The sequence below is a fragment of the Arthrobacter sp. 10L424 genome (genome assembly GCF_056395325.1).
Genome location: NZ_JBFTJH010000009.1, coordinates 98,210 through 119,464 on the forward strand (window position 1 = coordinate 98,210; position 21,255 = coordinate 119,464).

Sequence of the window (21,255 nt, forward strand, 5' to 3'; positions counted from 1 at the left end):
CTTCCGCCATCAGCCCGGCCGGCCCGGGAACTGCACCACGTTCTGGGCATGCCGGAGGACCAGGGTGACAGCCTCCTGCAGGGCCGTCCGGCTGCGGCGCAGGGATGCGGCTTGCAGGGACAGGGCAGTCCGGTAAGCCCGGCCCGCCGGGGACTGCCAGTTCCCCATTTCCACGCTGGCCAGCCGGGCCAACACGGCGTCGGCGTGGTCCGCACAGGCGGCCACACGGGCAGCCAACTGCTGGACCTCGTAGCTCCGCGATGCGCACGCCGCGGCGTCGGATGCCAATACGGCCCCGGCCGTTCCGCCACTGCCTGTGCCGGTACTGCCCGTGCCGGCGCTGCCGGTCGAGCTTCTTGCGGCGGCGCTGATACTAGCTACTCCGGTGGTCATACCAGCGACGCTAGGGCCCCTGCCGCGCAGGCTGAAGTACCCCGCTACCCCATGTGGACAACCCGGCAGGGCACCGCTTGGCGAACGGGGTACAAACCCGTCCCGAAGTCACATGGATCAGCGCACTTAAGGCCCGGCGGGACTTCGTGAAAGAATCGGGACATGCCTGAAACTGCCGCCACAGCTGACACCCGCACGCCGTCCGGACGCCTGGCCCTCGCCGCGTCCGCAGAACAGATCGCGCTCGGCCCGCTGGACGGCCGGTACCAGTCCGCCGTCGCGCCGCTGGTCGACTACCTCTCGGAGGCCGCCCTCAACCGCGACCGGGTCGCCGTCGAGGTCGAATGGCTCATCCACCTCACCAGCAACAATGTGCTGCCCGGCGCCGGACCGCTGACCGCGGAGCAGCAGGACAAACTCCGCGCCATCGTCACCGAGTTCGACGCCGGCTCGGTCGCCGAACTGGCCGACATCGAAGCCGTCACCGTGCACGACGTCAAAGCCGTCGAGTACTACATCGGCCGCCGCCTGCCGGGCATCGGCATCGAACACCTGACCGCACTGGTGCACTTCGGCTGCACGTCCGAGGACATCAACAACCTCTCCTACGCCCTGGGCGTCAAGGGCGCCGTGGAGGATGTCTGGCTCCCCGCCGCCCGCAAGCTCGTCGCGCAGATCAGCGCGATGGCGGAGGCCAACCGGGCTGTGCCGATGCTCTCCCGCACGCACGGCCAGCCGGCCACCCCCACCACGCTCGGCAAGGAACTGGCCGTCATCGCGCACCGCCTGACCCGCCAGCTGGACCGCATCGCCCGCACCGAATACCTCGGCAAGATCAACGGTGCCACCGGCACCTACGCCGCGCATGTGGCTTCCGTCCCCGGCGCCGACTGGGAGCAGGTCGCCCAGGGCTTCGTTGAAGGCCTGGGCCTGAGCTGGAACCCGCTGACCACGCAGATCGAAAGCCACGACTGGCAGGCGGAACTGTACGCCGACGTTGCGCGGTTTAACCGGATCCTGCACAACGTCTGCACCGACATCTGGAGCTACATCTCGATCGGCTACTTCGTGCAGATCCCGGTCGCGGGCGCCACCGGCTCCTCCACCATGCCGCACAAGGTGAACCCGATCCGCTTCGAAAACGCCGAGGCCAACCTGGAGATCTCGTCCGGCCTGCTGGACGTCCTGGGCTCCACCCTGGTCACCTCCCGCTGGCAGCGCGACCTCACCGACTCCTCCTCGCAGCGCAACATCGGCGTCGCGTTCGGCCACTCGCTGCTCGCCATCTCCAACGTCGCCAAGGGACTGGACCGGCTCAAGGTTGCGGAGGACGTGCTGGCCGCGGACCTCGACACCAACTGGGAAGTCCTGGGCGAGGCCATCCAGATGGTCATGCGCGCGGAGGCCATCGCCGGCGTCGAAGGCATGGAAAACCCGTACGAGCGGCTGAAGGACCTGACCCGCGGGCAGCGCGTTGACGCCGCCAGGATGCAGGAGTTTGTCCAGAGCCTGGGCCTGTCCGCGGACGCCGAAGCCCGGCTGCTGGCGCTCACCCCCGGCAAATACACCGGCATCGCGGACAAGCTGGTGGACCACCTCGCATGAGGCTCCTGCTCATCCGCCACGGCCAGACGCCCGGAAACGTCCTGGGCCAGCTGGACACCGCCCACCCGGGGCCCGGGCTGACCGAGCTCGGCGAGCGGCAGGCCGCCGCCCTGGCGCGGTCGCTGGCGAATGAGCAGATCGACTCCCTTTATGCCTCCACGCTGATCCGCACGCAGATCACGGCCGCGCCGCTCTCGAGCGTCCGGGGCCTGGAAATCGAGGTGCTGGATGGTCTGCACGAAATCGAAGCAGGGTCCCTGGAGAAGCTCACCGACAAGGCATCGCACCTGCGCTACCTGGGAACGGTGTTCGGGTGGGCGGACGGGGAACTGGATCGCAGGATGCCCGGCGGTCCCAGCGGGCACGAGTTCTTCGAGCGCTACGATGCCTCGATCGCCCGGATCGCGGCCGCAGCAGCGCCCGGCACAGGCGCGGCGTCCGGCACAGGCGGAACGGTGGCCGTGGTCAGCCACGGCGCCGCGATCCGCGTCTGGGCGGGCCTTCGGGTCCGCGACATGGAGGCGGGCTTCGCCGCCCGCCATGTCCTCGCCAATACCGGGATTGTCGCGCTGGAAGGGGATCCCGACGCCGGCTGGCGGCTCATCCACTGGGACGACAGCCCAGTGGGCGGCCTGGCGCTGGTGGATCCGACGGCGGAGGACCCCACCGGCCGCACGCTGTAGCCGAATTCTCCGAATCCTAACGCGCAGGAAACACGGCCGAAACCGGCGCTGCCTAGCCTTAATCTGCATAACCCTTCGGCAAAGCGAGGCAGCCATGCAGACGAATCCGCGGCTCAACATCCGGCAGGTCACCTGGGCCAACCCGGTGGGCGCGGACCTCCGCGCCGCCCAGCAGGCCGAACTCGATGCCCGCTTTGGCACGAACGACCACGAACCCGGCCCGCCGCCGTCGGAGGCTGACACGGCAGTGTTCCTCGTCGCCCACGACAAGGCGTCCGGGCAGCCCGTGGGCTGCGGCGGCCTGCGCATCTTGGACAAGCACACGGCCGAGATCAAACGGCTTTATGTGCTCCCGTACACCCGCGGCTCGGGCGTGGCCAGCTCCATCCTCGCGGCCCTGGAGGCGCATGCCCACTCGCTCGGCATCACGTCCATCACCGCGGAGGCCGGCTCGGTGCAGACCGACGGGCGGCAGTTCTACGAGAACTCGGGCTTTGTCACGGTGCCAAACTTCGGGCCGTACATCGGGGTGGAGCACTCCTACTGCTACGCGAAGGCCATCGACTCGCACAGCGCAGCGCACACCGCCATGGCCTGAGCGGCGTCAGCGTTCGACGGCGGCAGCGCCCCATGGTCTGTGGGACAGCCGCCGCCAGGTACCGCAGGGTCCCGTCACACAGGGCCCGCCGGGCCGCCGTCGGCTAACCTCGCACTATGGAACCGGCCGACATCACCTTCCGCACCCGCAAGTGGGTGCGGCCCGAAGACCTCAACGCGAACGGCACCCTGTTCGGCGGAAGCCTCCTGAAGTGGATCGACGAGGAAGCCGCGATCTACGCGATCCTGCAGCTCGGCAACGGCCGGGCCGTCACCAAGTACATTTCCGAAATCAACTTCGTGAGCTCGGCAGTCCAGGGCGATCTGATCGAGATGGGGCTGACCGCCACCCGCTTCGGGCGGACGTCACTGACCATGCGCGCCGAGGTCCGGAACATGATCACGCGCCAAAGCATCCTCACCATCGAGGAGATTGTCTTTGTGAACCTCGACCCGCACGGCAAGCCCACGCCGCACGGGTACACCGAGATCACCTATGACCGGGACCGGATCCCGACGCACCACCTCACCGAGACGCTCGAAGAGGACTAGGCAGGAAGCCGGGCGCTCCGATACCGCTCCGGTGCCCTGAACGCGGCCCGCGGGATTAGACCCAGAAATCGTCAGCCTTCGCCGAGTCTTCGAAGAACTCCCGGCCCTCGGCGATCTTCCCGTCGCGGACCACGAACGTGATGACGGTTCCCATGTCGAGGGTTTTGCCGTTGTTCTCGGCCTGGGTCTGCTGGATCGCGACCGTGTGGTTTTCCCCGGCGACGATTTCCTCGACATTGGCCCGGAAGTTGCCCTGGGTGCGCGCTCCCAGTTCGCCGAAGTACGCCAAGATGGCGTCACGGCCCGTTTTCGTCCCCGACAGCACGCCGCTTCCGGCCACGTGCCACACTGCGTCCTCCGCGAACAGCTCGCTGAGGGTCGCCATATCCCCCGCGTTAAAGGCCTCGTACCCCCGCCGGACCAGTTCTGCATTCTCTGCGGTTCCCATTTCGGGCACCTCCGTCTTCCTCGTCGGGTTTTTTTGGACGGCTTAAGGCTATTCCCGGCTCGTGGGCCTGTCGATGGCCCGGATGTTCACAGCGTGTTTGGACCCGGGGCGCACAACGTTTACCCGGACACACCAGACTCGACAGGCAAGGACAGCTATTTTATCGATTTGATAGTCATAACCCCTCGATTTGGGTGGCGTCCGCTATAGGCTGGCCGGACAAATGCCATCTGGCCCCGTTCAGAAATGAGTCTCACTCGTGCGCAGATTGAAAACCATGGTTGCCGGCGCCGTCGCCGTCGCCCTTCTTTCCGGTTGTGGAGCGGGCGCCGCGGCCCCCGCCCCGTCCGGAGCCGCTACCGGGCCGGCCGCCGTCGCCCCCTCGGGACCGCCGTCCGGCGAGACGCTGATCGTCTACACCAACTCCAACGGTGAAGGCCGGGGCGAGTGGCTGACGAAGAAGGCGGCGGAAGCCGGCTTCAAGATCGAAGTCGTCGGCGCCGGCGGCGCGGACGCCACCAACAAACTGATTGCCGAGAAGAACAACCCGATCGCGGACGTAGCCTTCGGCTTGAACAACATGTACTTCGAGCAGATCAAGGCCGCCGGCGCGATCGCGCCGTACACGCCGTCGTGGTCCGGGGACGTCGACACCGCCAAGGGCGACAAGTCGGACAGCAAGGCTTACTGGCCGCTGGTGCAGCAGGCCATCCTCCTCGGCTACAACTCCGAAAAGTTCAGCAAGGACGAGGCCCCCAAGGACTGGACCGACCTGTGGGCCCAGGACAAGTTCAAGTCCCGCTACGAGCGCGTCACCGGCGTGGGCACCGCCACCGCACAGCTGGTCTTCGCCAGCATTCTGACCCGATACAAGGACGACGGCGGCGATCTGGGCGTCTCGGACGAGGGCTGGAAGCAGATCGAAGGCTACTTCAAGAACGGCACCCCGGCAGTCGCCAAGACCGACCTCTTCGCCCGCATCTCCTCGGGAGAGACGGACATGGGCCAGATGCCGTCATCGATCATCACCGAACGCGAAAAGACGTTCAAGGTCAACGTCGAGACCGTCATGCCGTCCGTCGGCGTACCGCTGGCCATCGAGCAGGTGGCCCTGGTCAAGGGGACGGACAAGCAGGACGAGGCCCTCAAGTTCATCGACTGGTTCGGCAGCGCCAAGACCCAGGGCGAATTTGCGCAGCAGTTCAACTCGATGCCGGTCAACAAGGCAGCGGTCGCGCAGGCCAAGCCGGAGGTCGTCGAGTTCTTCAACACGCTCAAGCAGCAGGACATCGACTGGAACTTCGTGCAGGAAAACATGGGCAAGTGGGTTGAAAAGATCGAACTGGAATACATGAGCTGACCTCGGGCGGGGGGCGGCCGGCCAGCCGGCCGCCCCCCGCGCCTCTCTTCATTGACAACTCCGCTTCGCCGCTCAGCACAAGACAGGCTGCCATGATCCGTTTCGAGAACATCAAAGTCACCTTCGGCGACTTCACCGCCATTCCCAACCTTGATCTCCAGGTGGAGCCGGGGGAATTCTTCACGCTGCTGGGACCCTCAGGCTGCGGAAAGACAACCGCCCTGCGAACGCTGGCGGGGTTCATCGAGCCGTCCGCCGGCGAGGTATTCGTCGACGGGAAGGCGGTCACCCGGCTGCCGAGCGACAAGCGCCAGGTCGGCATGGTGTTCCAGAACTATGCGCTGTTCCCCAGCATGAGCGTGTGGGAGAACATCGCCTTCGGTCTCCGCGTCCGCAAGGAGAAGCCGGCCGAGAGCGACCGTCTCGTCCGCGATATCGCCCGGCGGGTCGACCTGTCCGAAGAACAGCTGCGCAAGAACGTGGCCGAGCTGTCCGGCGGGCAGCAACAGCGCGTCGCCGTCGCCCGGGCGCTTGTGCTGCAGCCCAAGATCCTGTTGCTCGACGAGCCGCTCTCCAATCTGGACGCCAAACTGCGCCACCAGCTCCGGCAGCAGCTCAAGGACCTCCAGAGCGAATTCGGCATCACCACGGTCTACGTCACCCATGACCAGGACGAGGCTCTTGCCATGAGCGACCGGGTGGCCGTTTTCAACAAGGGGGTAGTGGAGCAAATAGGCACTCCACAGAGCATCTACGATGAATCGGCCACCGAATTCGTCTGCAATTTCATCGGGGACAACTCCCGGCTCACCCCCGAGTTCGTCGCGGAGCTGAACCGGCAATCAACTCACGCCCTCGATCCCGCGGCCAACTCCTACCTGCGCGTGGAAAAGGCATCACTCGACCCCGCCGTGGGCAACGGCACAGCTGTCCCGGTGCAGGGAACCGTGGTCTCGAAGACTTACCACGGCCTGCACAGCCGGTACGTCGTTCGTTGCCACGGCGCCGATATCCGGCTGCTGGTCAAGGAAGACGGCGGGACCCACCCCGCCACCGGCAGCACCGCCGCGGTTTACGTCCAGCCCGCCCACGTCCTCCAATACCACCCGGGCACAGGGGCCGCCCTCGGGAGCCGGCTGCAGGAAGTGACCAGCCTGTGAGCACAGCGGGCGGCACGAACGGCCCCGGCGCCAGGAGCATGCTCCGCTCCCCCGCAGTCCTGATCGTCGGGGTGGTGCTGACCTGGTTCATCGCGGCTTTCCTCGTCTGGCCCAACGCAAATGTGCTGATCCAGACATTCTTCCCGGACGGGACCTTCTCCGGGCGCGCCGCCGAAAAGCTCTTCTCCTCCCAGCGGGCAATGAAATCACTGGGCAACAGTTTCCTGCTGGCGGTCGCCTTATCCATCACTGTGAACGTGGTGGGGATCTTCATTGTGCTGGTCACGCAGTACTTCAAGATCCGCGGTTCGAGGATCCTGTTCCTCGGCTACGCCACCACCTTCATCTACGGCGGCATTGTGCTTGCGGCGGGCTACAAATTCATCTACGGGGACAAGGGCATCGTGACCGGCTTCCTGCTGGGATTGTTCCCCGGCATGAATCCCGGGTGGTTTTCCGGTTTCTTTGCCGTCCTGGCCGTCATGACGTTCGCCACCACGACGAACCACATGCTGTTCGTCACCAACGCGCTGAAGGGCGTGGACTACCAGACCATCGAAGCGGCACGGAATATGGGAGCCTCCACGTGGACCATTCTCCGGCGGATCGTCCTGCCGATGCTCAAGCCGACGCTCTTCGCCGTCACCATCCTCTCGTTCCTGACCGGCCTGGGAGCCCTCAGTGCACCACAGGTCCTCGGCGGCCGGGATTTCCAGACCATCACGCCCATGATCCTCACCTTCAGCAACAGCCCGACGTCGAGGGACCTCGCCGCCCTGCTCGCCGTGATCCTCGGCGTGGCCACCATGCTGATGCTGGCGTTCATGACCCGGATGGAAAAGGGCGGAACCTACTTCTCGGTTTCAAAAGTCTCCTCCGGACTGCAGAAGCAGCAGATCCGCAACCCGGCGGCCAACGCCGTCGTCCATGTCCTCGCGTACCTGCTGTTCGCCGTCTACACGCTGCCCGTTGTCCTGATTGTGCTGTATTCCTTCGCCGACGGCGCCGCGATCCAGACCGGCCAGCTGTTGCCGGGGAGCCTGACCTTCGACAACTACATCCGGGTTCTCACCCAGCCCTCGGGCCTACGGCCGTTCATCATCAGCATCGTCTACAGCGCGCTGGCCGCACTGATCGCCGTCGGCGGCCTGCTCTTCGTTGCCCGGCTCCTGCAGAAGTACCGGAACTGGGTGACGTCGGTGTTCGAGTACCTTCTCCACATCCCGTGGATCCTCCCGTCCGCACTCCTCGCCCTGGGCCTGATCCTCAGCTATGACCATCCAAACCCGCTGGTGGGCGGCGCCGTCCTGACCGGGACCACGGTGATCCTGCTGATCGCCTTCGTGACCGTCAAGATCCCGTTCACGCTGCGGATGCTCAAGGCCTCCTTCGCCTCGGTCAACTCCTCGCTCGAGGAAGCTGCCAGCATCATGGGCGCCAAGACGCTGTACGTGTTCCGCCGGATCCTGCTGCCGATTGTCCTGCCGGCCGCGGCCGCGATCACGGCACTGAACTTCAACAGCATGCTGGATGACTACGACACCGCCATCTTCCTGGCCCACCCGCTGTTCCAGCCCCTGGGACTGGTGATCAAGGCCAACACGGACGGCGCCGAGGGCGTGGACGGCGTCTCGAACACGTTCGTCTACACAGTGCTGCTGATGGTCATCACCGGTGTGACGATGTACCTGGTCTACGGCCGTGCGGGCCGGAAGTCCGCCAGAGCGGCGAAGGCCGGTGCGGACGGGAAGGAAGGAACGACGCCGGCCCTGGTCGAAGCCGCGCCGGCCGAGTCCGTGCGCGTCCCCTAGCCCGCCCGGGCCGCGGTGCGCAGCCGCCGCCACACCGCCGGAGCGAGCACGACGGCGATGCCGACGGCGGCACCGATGACGGTGTCGAAGATCCGGTCCCGCAGCAGGATGCCCGGCGCGGACGGAACCACCAGCAGGGTGGAAATCAGTGCCAGCGGCGTCACGAAGATCTGGGCCAGGACGTACTGGCGGGCGATGAACATCTCTGCCCCGAACTGGCAGGCGGCGATCACCAGCACGGTCTGCCAGGGCGCGGGCTGCAGGAGCAAGATTCCCGCGAGCAGCACCAGCCCGATCGCCGTGCCCACAATTCTTTGCAGCCCGCGGCTCACCCGGTGCCGGGTGCTGTGGCCGACGAGAGGGACGACGGCGGCCACCATCGCCCAGTAGTTATGGCCAAAGCCCAACTGTTTCCCCAGCAGCGTCGCCAGGGTTCCGGCGAGGCCGGCCGCCACGAGATAGCCGATGCTTTCGAGCAGGGCCGTCCGCTTTTCGCCCGTTGTGAGTGGTGCGGTGGCAGGCAGGATCCACGGTGTCCGGCGGCTCCGGAGCATGCGGGAGGACAGGCCGACCAGCAGGGAGAAGGCGACGGTCAGCACCGCCACCAGCATGGCCTGCCAGAGCGGGGGCTGGTTGGGGATGGAGGCTATCGCGGCGAAGGCAAAGATGTGGAACAGCGATCCCGCGGGCCGGAGCCGCCACCACGCGACGATCAGGGAGCAGCCTCCTGCCACCAGGGTGGTGGCGGCGACCTGGAGCCACACGGTGTCCGCGGCGGACAGGCCCAGGGCCACCCCGGCGCGGGCGGTGAGGGCGGCCAGCAGAATGACCACCAGCATCAGCGTCCCGGCGCGGAACTGAAGGAGGAACCGCTTGGCGTGCGGTTCGTTGCGGCCGTAGATGCCGGCGAAGGCGCCGAAAGAAGCGTAAATGGCCAGGTCCAGCCGGTCCAGGAACACCAGCGTGATCAGCGGGACAAAGACACCGACGGCGCAGCGGATGGCCACCTGGTGGTCCTTGTTGCCGGGAGCCATGGTGAACATCTCGGAGAGCATCTTCACGGGTGGGAGGCGCCTTTCTCGCGGTCGGGTAGTACGGCGGCGGCGCTGGCATCCACGCCTGATTTTACGCCCGGAAGGGCGCGGAGCGGGCCTGGTCATCCATTCATTGGAATCGGACCCGACGGGAGACCGGACCCGAGAGGTGATAGCGTCTAGCGGTTGATCCCGGCGCCGGGGTCACGGCACACAGAGTTACATCAAGGCACACGGAGGACCCCATGCTCAAAGGATTCAAGGACTTTATCCTGCGCGGCAACGTGATCGAACTGTCCATCGCCGTCGTGGTCGGCACCGCATTCACCGCCCTGGTCAGCGCTTTTACCTCGAACATCGTGAACCCCATCATCGCAGCGGCCGGCGGCGTCGAGACCAAGGGCCTGGGCTTTTGGATCTGGCCGGGCAATGACAAGACGTTCGTCAACTTCGGTGCGGTCATTACCGCGTTCGTCACATTCCTGATCACGGCCGGCGTCGTCTACTTCATCTTCGTGGCGCCGATGAACCGGATCAACCATATGGTTAAGAAGCGCCTCGCCACCGCGGAGCCGGAAGAGGAGCCGCTTCCGGCCGACACAGCCCTGCTGGCCGAGATCCGGGACTTGCTGACCCAGATCGCCGGCCCGGAGCACGCCCGGACGGGCGACCACACCGCCCCGGAGCGGGTGGGCGACCGCGCTGTCGAGGCCGCCGGTGAGCGCAGCCGCTAGGCAGAACGAATTCTTCACGGCCCGGCAATAGGTCCGTAACAGCGGGCGGACATCATGGGACCCATGAAGCCCTCAGCCCGTGGCAGAAGACAAGGCAAAACACCGGCCCCGGCCGCCTCCGAGCTGAGCTGCGAAGTCTGCGGCCAGATGCCCGAACCCACCAAGACCCGGCTCACCCTGGCCAACGTCGCCGTGATGTTGCCCGTCGAGCTCCTGGTCCACGCGGCGGTGGTGGGAACGCACCTGCCCTATGTGGCCAAGGTCCTCGTCCTGACGCTGACCGCCACCATCCTGGTCATCTGGGTGGCGGAACCATCCGCGACGCGAATGCTGCGGACCTGGCTGCACGCCCCCGCGTTGCGGCACCGCAGCCGGCTCGGCGACGCACCTGCCCTGTGGCGGGCCCGCACCGTGCTGAAGGACCGGCCCGGTTCGCTGCAGAAGCTCACTCAGGCGCTGGTGCGGCTGGACACCAACATCCTGAGCATCCAGGTCCACCCGGTCCACGGCGGCGTGCTGGACGAGTTCGTGCTGTCCGCGCCCGGCGGCCTGCGCGAGGCGGAACTGCTCAAAGCGCTACGCGACGGCGGCGGAAGCGACCCGCATGTCTGGCCCACCACGGCGCTGGCCATGGCCGACGGGCAGACCGGGGCGCTGAGCCTCGCGGCCAGGATCGCGGCCAACCCCGAGGAACTGCCACTTGCCGTGGCTGAACTGCTGCACGCACGGATCGAAACTGTGCCGGATACGGACACGGCACATGTAGCCAAAGCGGCTCCGCGGACCGGAGCGGGGAAGGCGGGCACGGCGCTGCCAACGGGCGGGAGTGTGCTGCGGATCCCGACTGCCTGGCACGGCCCGATCACCTTCAGCCGCCCCGGCGAGCCATTTACTCCGGCGGAATCCGCCCGGGCCCACCGGCTGGCTGAGCTCGCCGAAATCCTCGCGCACCGCCCCGTTTCCGGGCGGTGACGGCGGCGCCGTCCCACGGCTTTCAGCGTCCGGGGGTCAGGGCTTATTGCCGCCCTCGGCCGGCTGCCGGGTGCTGGTGTCGCGTTCCCATTCCCCCGGGCGCCGGCTGCCCCGGCGGCCGGCAACGGCAAATGCCACGTACACCAGGGCATGGGCAGCGGACAGCGGACCGCGGATTGAGCGGGCTACCTCTGCCAGTGCGTGGCCGGCCGTGCTGTGCCCTCCGCCGTGCCCGCCGTTCTGCTGGGCGTTGCCGCGGTAAACGCGGTGCAGCACGGCCACCTGGTCCTTGGGCGTCCGGGGCGGGCGGACGACCACAGGTTCGACGTCCAGTACGGCCTTTTCCGCGGGTTCGAAGAGCCGGTCCACGAACAGGTCATCCCCCGTCAGACCGGGGAACTGCCGGAAGCGCTGCCGCCCCTCCCGGGAGAGGCCGTAGACGCCGGCGCCCCAGAGACCGGCGCGGGCGGACGGAAGGCGGAGTTTGGTCCGGTAGTAGGAGCGGATCAGCGGGTGGGCGTCCTGCAGGTCGAAGCGGGCCGCAGGTCGCGCGGCCAGTACCGGGCCGGAGCTGAGGGCGGCAAAGACCGCGCGCACCGCATCCGGACTGATCTGCACATCCGCGTCGAGGTAGAGCCGCGGCCACTGTGAGGCGGCGGCGTCCCCCGCGTTGAGGGCGGCAGCCTTGGACGACTGCTCCAGTTCCAGCACGGTGACGCCGTCGAATCCCCGCGCGATCACGGCGGTGCGGTCGGTACAGCCGTTGCAGGCCACGATGACCTCCAGCTGCTGCGCGGCGGCCAGCGGCGCCAGCGGAGCGAGCGTCCGCGCAATCACGGCGGCTTCGTTGTGCGCCGGGATAATGACCGAACCCTGCGGGAACCCGCCGGAGTCCGCGCTGTCCGCAGCGTACCTGCCCGGGCCGGGCAGGTCAGTCCAGCTCCGCTCGTCGAGCACCGTACGCAGAACACCCCTGCGCTCCGGTTTCCAGCAGCGCAGGAGTTCCGCCAGGGCAACGGCCCCCCGGAAGACCGTGGCGTACGCGGGGGAATGGTATTTGCGGATGTAGCGGATCCGGTTCACGGCCATCAGGGCGTGCAGGCCTGCCGAAGTGCCGGAGCCCCCACCCTCATGGGTCACGGTGGCGGAAGGTTCGTACCAAACCGTCCCGCCGCAGATCCGCAGACGGCGGAAGAAGTCCGTCTCCTCCGAGTAGAGGAAGAAGGACTCGTCCCACGCCACGGCATCGGCCAGCCGGCGGTTGACCATCAGCGCGGCGCCGCTGGCCCAGTCGGCTGTGTGCGCGTGGGCGTAACTTTCCGGGTGGAAATCCGTAGACGCGAGCCACCCGGGACGCCCGGCCACCCGGCGCCCCAGGAAGGCGTCGCCGAGGGCGCGGCTGATGCCCGGTTCGCGGTGCAGGGTGGGGCTGGTGGCACCGTCCTCGGCCAGGATCCTGGGAACCACAGCGCCCGCGTTCGAGCTGCGCAGACGGTGCAGCATCGCCTTCAGGCAGCCGCGCCCCACTGTGAGGTCCGGGTTGAGGACCACGATTGCCTCGGCGTCGCCGGCCCTCTGCAGGGCGGCGTTGATGCCGGCGGCATACCCCAGGTTGCCGCCGGTTGCGAAGGCGATGACATCCGGGTGCGTTTCACGAACGATCCCGAGGGTGCCGTCCCGGGATGAGTTGTCGGCAAGCAGCACCCGCAAAGTCAGGTCGGCCGTCTCCGCCCGCAGGCCCTGCAGCATGCGATCAATGTCACCGGCGTTGTTGTAGGTAACGACCACGACGGCGGCATCCGCGGAGCCGTCCGGCCCCGCGAACCGCCCGGGGGTCGGGGGTGTGGGGGCTGGCGCGGACGTCGCGGAGTCCATCATGTCGACGGGCGTTCCGCCCAAGACCACTTTGCTGCCGGCCGGTTGCTCCATGATTTCCCCCTCAGCCCGCTGCAGCGGGCGCCAGTTGACCGTTGTTCTCGACATATCGGCGGCCCGTGGCGGGGCACAGCCAACGGCCGGCGTCGTCCTGTTTCAGCGGATGCCCGGCCTCACCCACCCAGCCCGCCTGCCGGGCCGGAACGCCGACAACGACGGCGTAGTCGGGTACGTCCCTCGTGACAACCGCACCGGCGGCCACCGTGGCCCATGCGCCGATCGATACGGGGGCAACGCAGACGGCGCGGGCGCCGATGGAGGCGCCCGTGCCGACGGTCACACCGACGGCTTCCCAGTCCTCGGAGCCCTTGAGCGTTCCGTCGGGTGTCACCGCCCGGGGGTGCAGGTCGTTGGTGAGTACCGCCGCGGGGCCGACGAAGACTCCGTCGGCCAGGCGCGCCGGTTCGTAGACCAGCGCGTAGTTCTGGAGCTTGCAGTTCGGGCCGATGACGACGCCGGGACCCACATAGGCGCCGCGGCCGATGTTGCAGTTGCCGCCCACCGTGGCGTCCTCGCGGACCTGAGCGAGATGCCAGATCCGTGTTCCGTCTCCGATGACGGCGGTTTCCGCCACGTCTGCGGTTTCTGCAATGGTTTTCATGACATAACTCCTTGTTGCGGGATCGGCAGCGGGATCTGTGCCGGGTGCCTGCGCGGTCTCCCTCGCGGGGTGGGTCCGGATGATCCGAATGGCCGCTGCCCCCAGCAGGGCGCCCAGTGTGTTGTTCAGGACGTCGCCCAGGCTCGCCGTGCGCTGGCTCAGGGCCAGGTACTGGACGGCTTCGATTCCGGCTGAGGTCAGCGCGCCGGCGACCGCCGCGAGCCACCACCGGCGGGTCGGCAGGAGCAGAGCGACGATCAGCCCCAACGGAACAAAGAGCAGGACGTTGGCTGCCCCCTCGACGTGCATATACGTGATGCCGGCCGTCAGGGGGTAACCCCGCACCGCGTCAATGACCTGCCGCATGAGGCCCGCCAGAGGGCGGTCCACCGGCGTCGGCCAGCCGCCGACAAACGCCAGGCCGACCAGGTACAGGGCCAAGGCGGCGAGGAGGACCCCCCGGCGTGTCTTCGGGCTCATCGTCACTGCCGGCCCAGGGCTGCCCGCAACTGGTCCGCCACGTACTGCTGTTGCGCTTCGCTGATGTGCGGAAAGATCGGCAGCGACAAGATCGCCCCGGCGGCCTGCTCTGCGACAGGGAAGGACCCGGGGCCAAGCCCCAGTCCCCGGTAGGCGCCGCTGAGGTGCACCGGAACCGGGTAGTGGATTCCCGCGCCGATGCCGGCGTCGTTCAAGGCCGCGAGCACGCGGTCCCGTTCCGCGACGCGGATGACGTACAAATGCCAGACGTCGGTGTTTCCCTCGGCGCTGCGCGGAAGCACGACGCCGGGCAGGTCCGCGAGGAGTTCCTGGTAGCGGTCCGCGGCCTGCCGCCGGCGTTCGTTCCAGCCGGCCAGCCGGCGCAGTTTGGCGTTGAGCACCACCGCCTGGACGGTGTCGAGGCGCGAGTTCATGCCCACCGCCTCGTGCTGGTACTTCTGTTCGCTGCCATGGGCGCCGAGCATCCGCACCCGGGCCGCAATGTCCTCGTCGTCCGTCACTACCGCTCCGGCGTCCCCCGCGGCACCGAGGTTCTTGCCCGGATAGAAGCTCGTGCCGGCCACCAGCCCCAGCGTGCCGGCGAAGCGGCCATTGCGGGTGGCGCCCTGGGACTGGGCGGCATCTTCGACAATGACGGCGCCGCAGGATGCCGCAATCGGCACCAGCCGCTCAACAAAAGCCGTTTGACCGAACAAGTGGACGGGCATGATGGCCTGGGTCCGGGATGTCACAGCCGCAGCCACACGGCCGGGATCGATCAGCAGGTGCTCCGGGTCGACGTCGACGGGCACCGGGACCGCGCCGATCCGGCTCACCGCCTCGGCGGTTGCGATGAAGGTGTTGGCGGGGAGGATGACTTCCCCGCCCGCCGTGACCCCGGAAGCCCGCAGTGCCAGTTCGAGGGCATCGGTTCCGTTGGCCACCCCCACGCAGCTGCCGGCGCCGAGGAACCGGGCATATGACTGCTCGAATTCGGCCACGGCGGGGCCTCCAATGAACGAGGCCTGCGTGAAGACGTCCTTCAGCCCCGCCTCGACTTCATCCGCTATCTCGTCCTGCTGGGCGCCCAGGTCGACCATCGGGACGGAAACTTTGACGCTCAGGGTCCGGGTCATCGCGCACCGCCGGCCACGGCCGCTGCGGGCTCCAGCACCCGTGCCGGGACGCCGGCCCAGGTCTCCCCGTCGGGCACGTCGCCCAGAACGGCGGCTCCCATGCCGATCCTGCTTCGGGCCCCCACCCTGGTGCCTTCCCGCACGGACGAGTTCATGCCCAGATACGCCGCACGCCCGATCAGGACGCCGCCGCCCAGCGACACGCCGGCAGCGAGAGTGGCGAAGTCATCCACGACGTCGTCGTGGGTCAGCGTCACACCGGGCATCATCACAACATGGCTCCCCACCGTGATTCCGGTGGTCAGGGTGACATTGCCGAGCAGGATGCTCCCGGGGCCGATGTCGCAGCAGGACGGGACCCGGACCGAAGGTTCGACCACCGTCGCGTAGCGGTAGCTCGGAAAACCCAGGCCGGCGAGCCTGGCGACAACCCGTTCGCGGCCCCTCCCCGCACCGATGCAGACGACCACCCGCGCCTCCGGATAGCGCAGGGCGTGGCTTGCGGGACCAAGGATCGGGGCGCCGTCCAGGGTTGACCCTGCCAGGGATTCGTCGTCGTCGAGGACGCCGACGACGTCGAATTGGCCGTTTTCGCGCACGCAGGCCAGCACCTCCCGGGCCAGGCCGCTGGCGCCGATCAGCAGCAACTCAGTCATCGGATTTCCCCGCAGCCTTCAGAATCGAATGGATGACCCGGGACTGCTCGTCCAGGGTCAACTGGTGGTAGACCGGCAGGATCAGGGTGTGGTCCGTGAGCCGTTCCGTCACGGACAGGTCCGCCCCGCCGGTGTCCCGCCCTGCGTAGGCGGGTTGCCGGTGTGCGGCCATGATGCCGCGCCGGGCAGAGATCCCGTCCCGCGCCAGCCATTCCAGCAGTTCCTCCCGCCCGAGGGCGAAGTCCGGCAGGACCTCCACCCAGAAGGACTGGAAGTTGCTGGTGCCGTAGAGCGGATCCTGGCTGAAGCGTAGGCCTTCCACGCCGGCGAGTGCCTTCCGGTACGCGGCGGCGATTGCCCGGCGGCGGGACACCGCCTCCCCCAGCCGGTCCAGTTGCACGAGCCCGACGGCGGCCTGCATGTCCGTCATCCGGTAGTTGAACCCGATCTCCGCGTATTCCTCGGCCGGGGCCAGGACCGCGGCGTGCCGGTCGTTGGCCGAGACGCTCATGGCGTGTTCGCGGAGCTTCCGGGCGCGGTCCGCCCAGGCCGGGTTTCGGGTGGTCAGCATTCCGCCTTCCCCGGTGGTGAGGATTTTGCGCGGGTGGAATGACCAGGCCGCGAGCTCGGCACCCGCTCCGACCGGCCTGCCCCGGTAGGTGGAGCCCGCGGCACAGGCCGCGTCCTCGATGACGGTGATGCCCAGACCCTCGCAGAGCGCCCGGATCGGGTCCAGGTCCACGGGCATGCCGCCCTGGTCCACCACGATCACGGCGCGGGTGGCCGGCGTAAGGGCCGCGGCGAGTGTCCGCACGGACACGTTCCCGCTATCAGCCTCGACGTCGGCGAAGACCGGCCGGGCACCCACGTAGGTGACGGCGTTGGCGGTGGCAATAAAGGACAGGGAGGGCACCACGACGTCGTCACGGGGTCCGATGCCGGCAACTTTCAGGGCCAGGTGCAGGGCAGTGGTGCAGTTGGAGACCGCGACGGCGTGGCTGGCCTGCTGAGCGGCGGAGAAGGCCTCCTCGAAGCGCGCCACACGGGGTCCCTGCGCCACCCAGCCGGAGGCGATCACTTCGGCCACCGCAGCGGCTTCCTCCGGCCCGAGCCACGGCTTCATCACGTTGATCCGGCTCAGGGCCCGGTCCTGGTTCACCGTCACCGCGCACCGCCGACCCGGGCGTCCGCGATTTCAGCGCGCAGCGGCCGCCACCAGTCGACGAGTTCGCGCAGGCCCTCCTCGAGTCCGGTTTCGGCACTGAAGCCGAGGTCGTTCCGGGCCGCAGAGGTGTCCGCCTGCCGCCTGACGACGCCGTTGACGGCCCGCTCCGGGCCGTGTTCCACGGGCAGTTCCGAATCCATGGCCCGCAGCAGCGCCCGGGCGAGTTCCAGCAGGCTGGTCTCTGCACCGCTGGCGACGTTGTACACGCCCTCGACCACACCGCTGCCCGCGGCCAGGATGTTGGCCCGGGCCACGTCCCTGGTATGCACGAAATCCATGGTCTGCAGTCCGTCGCCCAGGATCAGCGGCGGCAGCCCGTCCTCGATCCGCTCCATCCAGCGCACCAGCACCTCGGTGTAGAGGCCATGGACGTCCATCCGCGGCCCGTACACGTTGAAGTAACGCAGCAGAACATAGTCCAGGCCGGACATGGCCCGGAAGCTGCGTGCCATGCCTTCGTTGAACGACTTGGCCGCGCCGTAGAACGTGTCGTTGTTGTGGTGGTGGTGGCGTTCCGGCGTCGGAAACGTCTCCGCCATGCCATAGACCGAAGCGCTGGATGCCGCCACGAGCTTGCCGACCCGATGGGCCGCCGCGGCTTCGAGCACATTGAAGGTCCCGTCCACGAGTACCTCGAGGGCGAGCCGGGGTTCTTCGGCACACTGCGTGATCCGGATCGCCGCCTGATGGAAGACGATGTCCTTGCCCCGGGTCAGATCGTGGACCAGGTCCCGGTCCCGGAGGTCCCCTTCGACGAGTTCGACCCGACCGCTGGCGATCGCCGGGTCGAGGTTGGCCCGCCGGCCACGGACCAGGTTGTCGAGCACCTGGACCCTGCCGGCGCCGGCGTCGAGCAGGTGGTCCACGACCGTGGATCCGATGGTTCCCGCCCCGCCCGTGACCAGGACCTGCGCGCCCTGCAGGATGCTCATCTGCTTGCCTCCAGCTGGGGTTCATTTCCGACGACGATGCTGGCTTTCCCGTCCGCGCTGAGGCTGTCGCTGACGGCCTCCAGCACGGACAGCACGCGGAGGCCGGCGGCTCCGCTGGTCCGGGCGGGCCGCTGCTGCCAGATGCTGTTGGCAAACTCGGCCACCATCTCCCCGAGCGCCTCGTATTCGGGCAGTGCCGGCGACCACGTGTCGCCCAGCCGGTAGGAAATGGCGGACTTCTTTCGGTCCGCCGCCGACGGCGACTGCCGGTCAAGGCTGACCCCGCGGTCGTAGACGCTGAGCCGCTGCTGCGGATTCAGGTCATCCCAGACCAGGGTGCGCCGGGAGCCGCCCACCACGAGCTGACGGATCTTGGTGGGGCTCAGCCAGTTAACGTGGACGTGGGCCATGGCGTCGTTGGCGAGGGCGAATGTCAGGTGCCCGACGCAGGCCTGACCCGTTCCCAGAGGGTCCGCGCCGTGCGCTGTCACCTCCACCGGCCGCAGCCCGTCGGGAAGAATGAAGTCGAGAATGGACAGATCATGCGGGGCGAGGTCCCAAAAGACGTCCACGTCCGGCTGCACGAGGCCCAGGTTAATCCTGACTGAGTCGATGAACAGGATGTCGCCGAGGGACCCGTCGGCGATCAGCTCCCTGATCTTCAGCACGGCCGGCGTGTAGCAGTAGGTATGGTCCGCCATCAGGACCAGACCGCGTTCCTCCGCTTCCTCGACCATCTCCAGCCCCTTGGCCCGGCTGTCCGCGAGGGGCTTCTCGACCAGCACATGCTTCCCTGCCTTCAGTGCCGTCAGGGCAATGCCGTGGTGCGTGTGGGCCGGCGTCGCAATCGCAACAGCGTCGACGTCGGCCATGTCCAGCAGCTCGTCTATGGAACTGAAGACGGGAACGCCGCCCTGGGCGGCGGCGAGCTTGGCGGCACGTCGCTGGTCCAGGTCCACGATTCCGGCCAGCTCCCAGTCGGGGCTGGCCGTGAAATTCCGTGCCAGGTTGGGTCCCCAGTAGCCGGCGCCGATCACGGCCACCTTCAGCTGCATCCCGGATGCCGCCGGGTCCAGGCCGCGGGAGTACCCCGAGCGTGATTCAGTCATTTTGTATCCTTACTCAGTTAGTACGCGCCCGCGGGCGCACACATAGCCCTGAAGGTGCGCCACATGATGATGACGTCGCCCATGATCGACCAGTTTTCGACGTAATAGAGATCAAGCCGCACGGCCTCATCCCACGGCAGGTCCGAGCGGCCGTTGACCTGCCACAGCCCGGTGATTCCCGGTTTGATCAGCAGCCGGCGGTGCGTGTGCCGTTCATAGCCGCCCACCTCGCGCTGCAGCGGCGGGCGGGGCCCGACCAGGCTCATCTCGCCGGTCAAGACGTTCCAGAACTGCGGCAGTTCGTCCAGCGAGTAGCGGCGCATCCAGCGTCCGCAGCCGGTGACCCGGGGATCGTTGTGCATTTTGAACAGCACACCAGCGCCCTCGTTCTGCGCTCCCAGCCCGGCCAGCGCAGCTTCGGCGTTGACCACCATGGACCGGAATTTGAGCATCCGGAAAGGATTCCCGGCTTTGCCGACGCGCTCCTGCCGGAACAGGACCGGCCCCGGGCTGTCGCGTTTGACGATGATCGCCAGGGTGAGGAGCACCGGCGAAAGCAGGACCAGCGCCGTCCCGGCCACCGCGATGTCCAGCAGCCGCTTGCAGGCATGCTTGGCGCCCTCGTAGCGGGGCACATCCACGTGCATCAACGGCAGTCCCTCCACCGGACGCCAGTGGATCCGGGGACCGGCAACGTTGGTCAGGGACGAAGCCAGCACAAGCTCAGCTTGATGCTCTTCCAGCCCCCAGCCCAGTTCGCGGATGTATTGGTTGCCGCCGGGCACCGGGCCGGCCACGATGACCGCCTCCGCCCCGCAGCGGCCAACCGTCCGGACGACGTCATCCGTGGAGGAGAGGACCGGCACGCGGCGGCCTTCGACGTCGAGCGTCGTCCCCCTCCGCCCACCGGGCATCGACACGCCGAGGATTTCGTAGAAGGCGCCGGACTTGCGGGCGATTCGCTTGAGCACGTACCGCACATCCTCGGCCTGGCCAATCACAATCGCCTTGACGAGAAACTGCCCCTTGGCCTGCCGTGCGTTGTACCAGCGGCGGGCAATCCAGCGGCTGCCCGGCAGGAGGATGAGACCCAGCGGGAGGGACACGAGGTAAAAGGCCGACGCCGGCTGGATGCGGAACGCCACCAGCAAGACGGCAAGCAGCCCGAAGACCGCACCGCTGGCGGCTGCCACCCGCTTGTATTCGCTGCTTCCGGTGCCCAGGATCTTCGGGTCCCTCGTTCGGTAGAGGTCCAGGGCTGCAACCCACATCACGCCAAGGACAGCCGCGATGAAGGCCCCGGTGGGGTCTGTGGACGTTCCGGCGAAGGACTGGCCGCCCTCGACGTGGATGAGGAACCCAGCCATGACCGAGACGATGACCAGAAGGGAATCCGTACCGCGCAGGAGGCGGCGCAGGAACTGCGCCCATTCCCGTCCGGAGAGCCTCGCCCGGGTGGACTGAGCAGCGGCTGGTACGCCAGCCGGCGCGCCGGAGGCGGCCGCAGGGGGTCGCGGGGCTGAGGGCCGCCACTGGGGCGCCAGCGTTGCGGTTGCGCTGTGGGCGGCAAAGGGCGTGGGAAGGGTGTGCGACGCGTAAGCGAGGTCGGCCACCGTCGCCCCGGGAGGGACGGCACGGGGGGCGGCACGGGGGATGGCACGAGGGACGGCACTGAGGTCGGCCCTGCGTCCGGCACCATGGAGGGCGAGCTTAAGGGATGTGCCCTCGGCCCGCGGTGTCACTGGGGCCGCCCGCAAAAGTCCGTGGGCCGCGGTCCGGCCGACGTTTCGACCGCACAAAAAAAGGCTGTTCGGTCGATTGACCGAACCTCC

General features: G+C 67.8%; 20 protein-coding genes and 1 pseudogene. 9 read left to right on the top strand and 12 right to left on the bottom strand.

Features of this window, described 5'->3' with window-relative positions; genetic code table 11:
* Positions 1-9: 9 nt before the first annotated feature.
* Positions 10-393, bottom strand: a complete 384-nt coding sequence (locus tag AC1DC5_RS15190) for a hypothetical protein (protein WP_476865711.1) — start codon at positions 391-393, stop codon at positions 10-12.
* A 162-nt stretch (positions 394-555) separates the two neighbouring features.
* On the opposite strand from AC1DC5_RS15190, the gene purB reads away from it, so the two are divergent.
* The 4 genes from purB to AC1DC5_RS15210 all read left to right on the top strand — a co-directional run bounded on the left by purB (position 556) and on the right by AC1DC5_RS15210 (position 3,830).
* Positions 556-1,998, top strand: coding sequence for an adenylosuccinate lyase (gene purB, locus AC1DC5_RS15195; protein ID WP_476865712.1), 1,443 nt, complete (start codon positions 556-558; stop codon positions 1,996-1,998).
* Positions 1,995-2,681, top strand: a complete 687-nt coding sequence (locus tag AC1DC5_RS15200; RefSeq protein WP_476865713.1) for a histidine phosphatase family protein — start codon at positions 1,995-1,997, stop codon at positions 2,679-2,681. Before purB ends, AC1DC5_RS15200 begins: the two co-directional genes overlap by 4 nt.
* Positions 2,682-2,775: 94 nt before the next feature.
* Entirely contained in the window at positions 2,776-3,279 is a 504-nt protein-coding gene (locus tag AC1DC5_RS15205; protein ID WP_441405241.1) for a GNAT family N-acetyltransferase, read from the top strand.
* Positions 3,280-3,395: 116 nt separating this feature from the next.
* Positions 3,396-3,830: an acyl-CoA thioesterase gene (locus tag AC1DC5_RS15210; RefSeq protein WP_441405242.1), complete on the top strand. Its 435-nt coding sequence runs from the start codon at positions 3,396-3,398 to the stop codon at positions 3,828-3,830.
* A gap of 55 nt (positions 3,831-3,885) precedes the next feature.
* On the opposite strand, the gene AC1DC5_RS15215 is transcribed toward AC1DC5_RS15210, so the two are convergent.
* Positions 3,886-4,278 (bottom strand): nuclear transport factor 2 family protein, encoded by a 393-nt coding sequence (locus tag AC1DC5_RS15215; protein WP_441405243.1) that lies wholly within the window; start codon positions 4,276-4,278, stop codon positions 3,886-3,888.
* A 277-nt stretch (positions 4,279-4,555) separates the two neighbouring features.
* On the opposite strand from AC1DC5_RS15215, the gene AC1DC5_RS15220 reads away from it, so the two are divergent.
* The 3 genes from AC1DC5_RS15220 to AC1DC5_RS15230 all read left to right on the top strand — a co-directional run bounded on the left by AC1DC5_RS15220 (position 4,556) and on the right by AC1DC5_RS15230 (position 8,609).
* Positions 4,556-5,638, top strand: coding sequence for an extracellular solute-binding protein (locus tag AC1DC5_RS15220; RefSeq protein ID WP_476865744.1), 1,083 nt, complete (start codon positions 4,556-4,558; stop codon positions 5,636-5,638).
* A 92-nt stretch (positions 5,639-5,730) separates the two neighbouring features.
* Positions 5,731-6,798 (top strand): ABC transporter ATP-binding protein, encoded by a 1,068-nt coding sequence (locus tag AC1DC5_RS15225; RefSeq protein WP_476865714.1) that lies wholly within the window; start codon positions 5,731-5,733, stop codon positions 6,796-6,798.
* 38 nt (positions 6,799-6,836) lie between these two features.
* Positions 6,837-8,609 (top strand): ABC transporter permease, encoded by a 1,773-nt coding sequence (locus AC1DC5_RS15230; RefSeq protein WP_476865745.1) that lies wholly within the window; start codon positions 6,837-6,839, stop codon positions 8,607-8,609.
* On the opposite strand, the gene AC1DC5_RS15235 is transcribed toward AC1DC5_RS15230, so the two are convergent.
* On the bottom strand, positions 8,606-9,670 hold the full coding sequence (locus tag AC1DC5_RS15235) for an FUSC family protein (protein ID WP_441405245.1): 1,065 nt from the start codon (positions 9,668-9,670) through the stop codon (positions 8,606-8,608). The two genes, AC1DC5_RS15230 and AC1DC5_RS15235, sit on opposite strands and share 4 nt — an antisense overlap.
* 218 nt (positions 9,671-9,888) lie before the next feature.
* On the opposite strand from AC1DC5_RS15235, the gene mscL reads away from it, so the two are divergent.
* Together mscL and AC1DC5_RS15245 are read left to right on the top strand one after the other, a co-directional pair.
* The gene (gene mscL / locus AC1DC5_RS15240; protein ID WP_441405246.1) at positions 9,889-10,377 is read left to right on the top strand and encodes a large conductance mechanosensitive channel protein MscL; all 489 of its coding nucleotides are present in this window, start codon (positions 9,889-9,891) and stop codon (positions 10,375-10,377) included.
* A 63-nt stretch (positions 10,378-10,440) separates the two neighbouring features.
* Positions 10,441-11,349, top strand: a complete 909-nt coding sequence (locus AC1DC5_RS15245) for an ACT domain-containing protein (RefSeq protein WP_476865715.1) — start codon at positions 10,441-10,443, stop codon at positions 11,347-11,349.
* 36 nt (positions 11,350-11,385) lie between these two features.
* Here the strand turns inward: AC1DC5_RS15245 and AC1DC5_RS15250 are convergent, their stop codons facing one another.
* From AC1DC5_RS15250 to AC1DC5_RS15290, 9 genes and pseudogenes are all read right to left on the bottom strand, one after another.
* Positions 11,386-13,278 (bottom strand): glycosyltransferase, encoded by a 1,893-nt coding sequence (locus AC1DC5_RS15250; protein WP_476865716.1) that lies wholly within the window; start codon positions 13,276-13,278, stop codon positions 11,386-11,388.
* A 10-nt stretch (positions 13,279-13,288) separates the two neighbouring features.
* Complete coding sequence (locus AC1DC5_RS15255) at positions 13,289-13,885, bottom strand: acyltransferase (protein ID WP_476865746.1); 597 nt, start codon at positions 13,883-13,885, stop codon at positions 13,289-13,291.
* Between the two features lie 90 nt (positions 13,886-13,975).
* Positions 13,976-14,365, bottom strand: a pseudogene (locus AC1DC5_RS15260) (VanZ family protein); the annotation flags it as partial.
* 2 nt (positions 14,366-14,367) lie between these two features.
* A complete protein-coding gene (locus tag AC1DC5_RS15265) occupies positions 14,368-15,501 on the bottom strand; it encodes a DegT/DnrJ/EryC1/StrS family aminotransferase (RefSeq protein ID WP_476865717.1) in 1,134 nt (377 codons plus the stop codon).
* On the bottom strand, positions 15,498-16,157 hold the full coding sequence (locus AC1DC5_RS15270) for an acetyltransferase (protein WP_476865718.1): 660 nt from the start codon (positions 16,155-16,157) through the stop codon (positions 15,498-15,500). The genes AC1DC5_RS15265 and AC1DC5_RS15270 overlap by 4 nt, the downstream gene beginning before the upstream one ends.
* Entirely contained in the window at positions 16,150-17,280 is a 1,131-nt protein-coding gene (locus AC1DC5_RS15275) for a DegT/DnrJ/EryC1/StrS family aminotransferase (RefSeq protein WP_476865747.1), read from the bottom strand. The genes AC1DC5_RS15270 and AC1DC5_RS15275 overlap by 8 nt, the downstream gene beginning before the upstream one ends.
* Before the next feature lie 38 nt (positions 17,281-17,318).
* Positions 17,319-18,314, bottom strand: coding sequence for an NAD-dependent epimerase/dehydratase family protein (locus tag AC1DC5_RS15280; RefSeq protein WP_476865719.1), 996 nt, complete (start codon positions 18,312-18,314; stop codon positions 17,319-17,321).
* The gene (locus tag AC1DC5_RS15285) at positions 18,311-19,423 is read right to left on the bottom strand and encodes a Gfo/Idh/MocA family protein (protein WP_476865720.1); all 1,113 of its coding nucleotides are present in this window, start codon (positions 19,421-19,423) and stop codon (positions 18,311-18,313) included. Before AC1DC5_RS15285 ends, AC1DC5_RS15280 begins: the two co-directional genes overlap by 4 nt.
* 17 nt (positions 19,424-19,440) lie before the next feature.
* Positions 19,441-20,967, bottom strand: a complete 1,527-nt coding sequence (locus AC1DC5_RS15290) for a sugar transferase (RefSeq protein WP_476865748.1) — start codon at positions 20,965-20,967, stop codon at positions 19,441-19,443.
* Between the last annotated feature and the right edge of the window lie 288 nt (positions 20,968-21,255).

Excerpts from the sequence above, each read along its gene's own strand:
- AC1DC5_RS15230 (WP_476865745.1), top strand. The coding sequence starts at position 6,837 with ATGCTCCGCTCCCCCGCAGTCCTGATCGTCGGGGTGGTGCTGACCTGG.
- AC1DC5_RS15285 (WP_476865720.1), bottom strand. The coding sequence starts at position 19,423 with ATGACTGAATCACGCTCGGGGTACTCCCGCGGCCTGGACCCGGCGGCA.
- AC1DC5_RS15275 (WP_476865747.1), bottom strand. The coding sequence starts at position 17,280 with ATGAAGCCGTGGCTCGGGCCGGAGGAAGCCGCTGCGGTGGCCGAAGTG.
- AC1DC5_RS15245 (WP_476865715.1), top strand. The coding sequence starts at position 10,441 with ATGAAGCCCTCAGCCCGTGGCAGAAGACAAGGCAAAACACCGGCCCCG.
- AC1DC5_RS15200 (WP_476865713.1), top strand. The coding sequence starts at position 1,995 with ATGAGGCTCCTGCTCATCCGCCACGGCCAGACGCCCGGAAACGTCCTG.
- AC1DC5_RS15205 (WP_441405241.1), top strand. The coding sequence starts at position 2,776 with ATGCAGACGAATCCGCGGCTCAACATCCGGCAGGTCACCTGGGCCAAC.
- AC1DC5_RS15280 (WP_476865719.1), bottom strand. The coding sequence starts at position 18,314 with ATGAGCATCCTGCAGGGCGCGCAGGTCCTGGTCACGGGCGGGGCGGGA.
- AC1DC5_RS15210 (WP_441405242.1), top strand. The coding sequence starts at position 3,396 with ATGGAACCGGCCGACATCACCTTCCGCACCCGCAAGTGGGTGCGGCCC.
- purB (WP_476865712.1), top strand. The coding sequence starts at position 556 with ATGCCTGAAACTGCCGCCACAGCTGACACCCGCACGCCGTCCGGACGC.
- AC1DC5_RS15220 (WP_476865744.1), top strand. The coding sequence starts at position 4,556 with ATGGTTGCCGGCGCCGTCGCCGTCGCCCTTCTTTCCGGTTGTGGAGCG.
- AC1DC5_RS15225 (WP_476865714.1), top strand. The coding sequence starts at position 5,731 with ATGATCCGTTTCGAGAACATCAAAGTCACCTTCGGCGACTTCACCGCC.
- AC1DC5_RS15255 (WP_476865746.1), bottom strand. The coding sequence starts at position 13,885 with ATGAAAACCATTGCAGAAACCGCAGACGTGGCGGAAACCGCCGTCATC.
- mscL (WP_441405246.1), top strand. The coding sequence starts at position 9,889 with ATGCTCAAAGGATTCAAGGACTTTATCCTGCGCGGCAACGTGATCGAA.
- AC1DC5_RS15250 (WP_476865716.1), bottom strand. The coding sequence starts at position 13,278 with ATGGAGCAACCGGCCGGCAGCAAAGTGGTCTTGGGCGGAACGCCCGTC.
- AC1DC5_RS15270 (WP_476865718.1), bottom strand. The coding sequence starts at position 16,157 with ATGACTGAGTTGCTGCTGATCGGCGCCAGCGGCCTGGCCCGGGAGGTG.
- AC1DC5_RS15190 (WP_476865711.1), bottom strand. The coding sequence starts at position 393 with ATGACCACCGGAGTAGCTAGTATCAGCGCCGCCGCAAGAAGCTCGACC.
- AC1DC5_RS15265 (WP_476865717.1), bottom strand. The coding sequence starts at position 15,501 with ATGACCCGGACCCTGAGCGTCAAAGTTTCCGTCCCGATGGTCGACCTG.
- AC1DC5_RS15215 (WP_441405243.1), bottom strand. The coding sequence starts at position 4,278 with ATGGGAACCGCAGAGAATGCAGAACTGGTCCGGCGGGGGTACGAGGCC.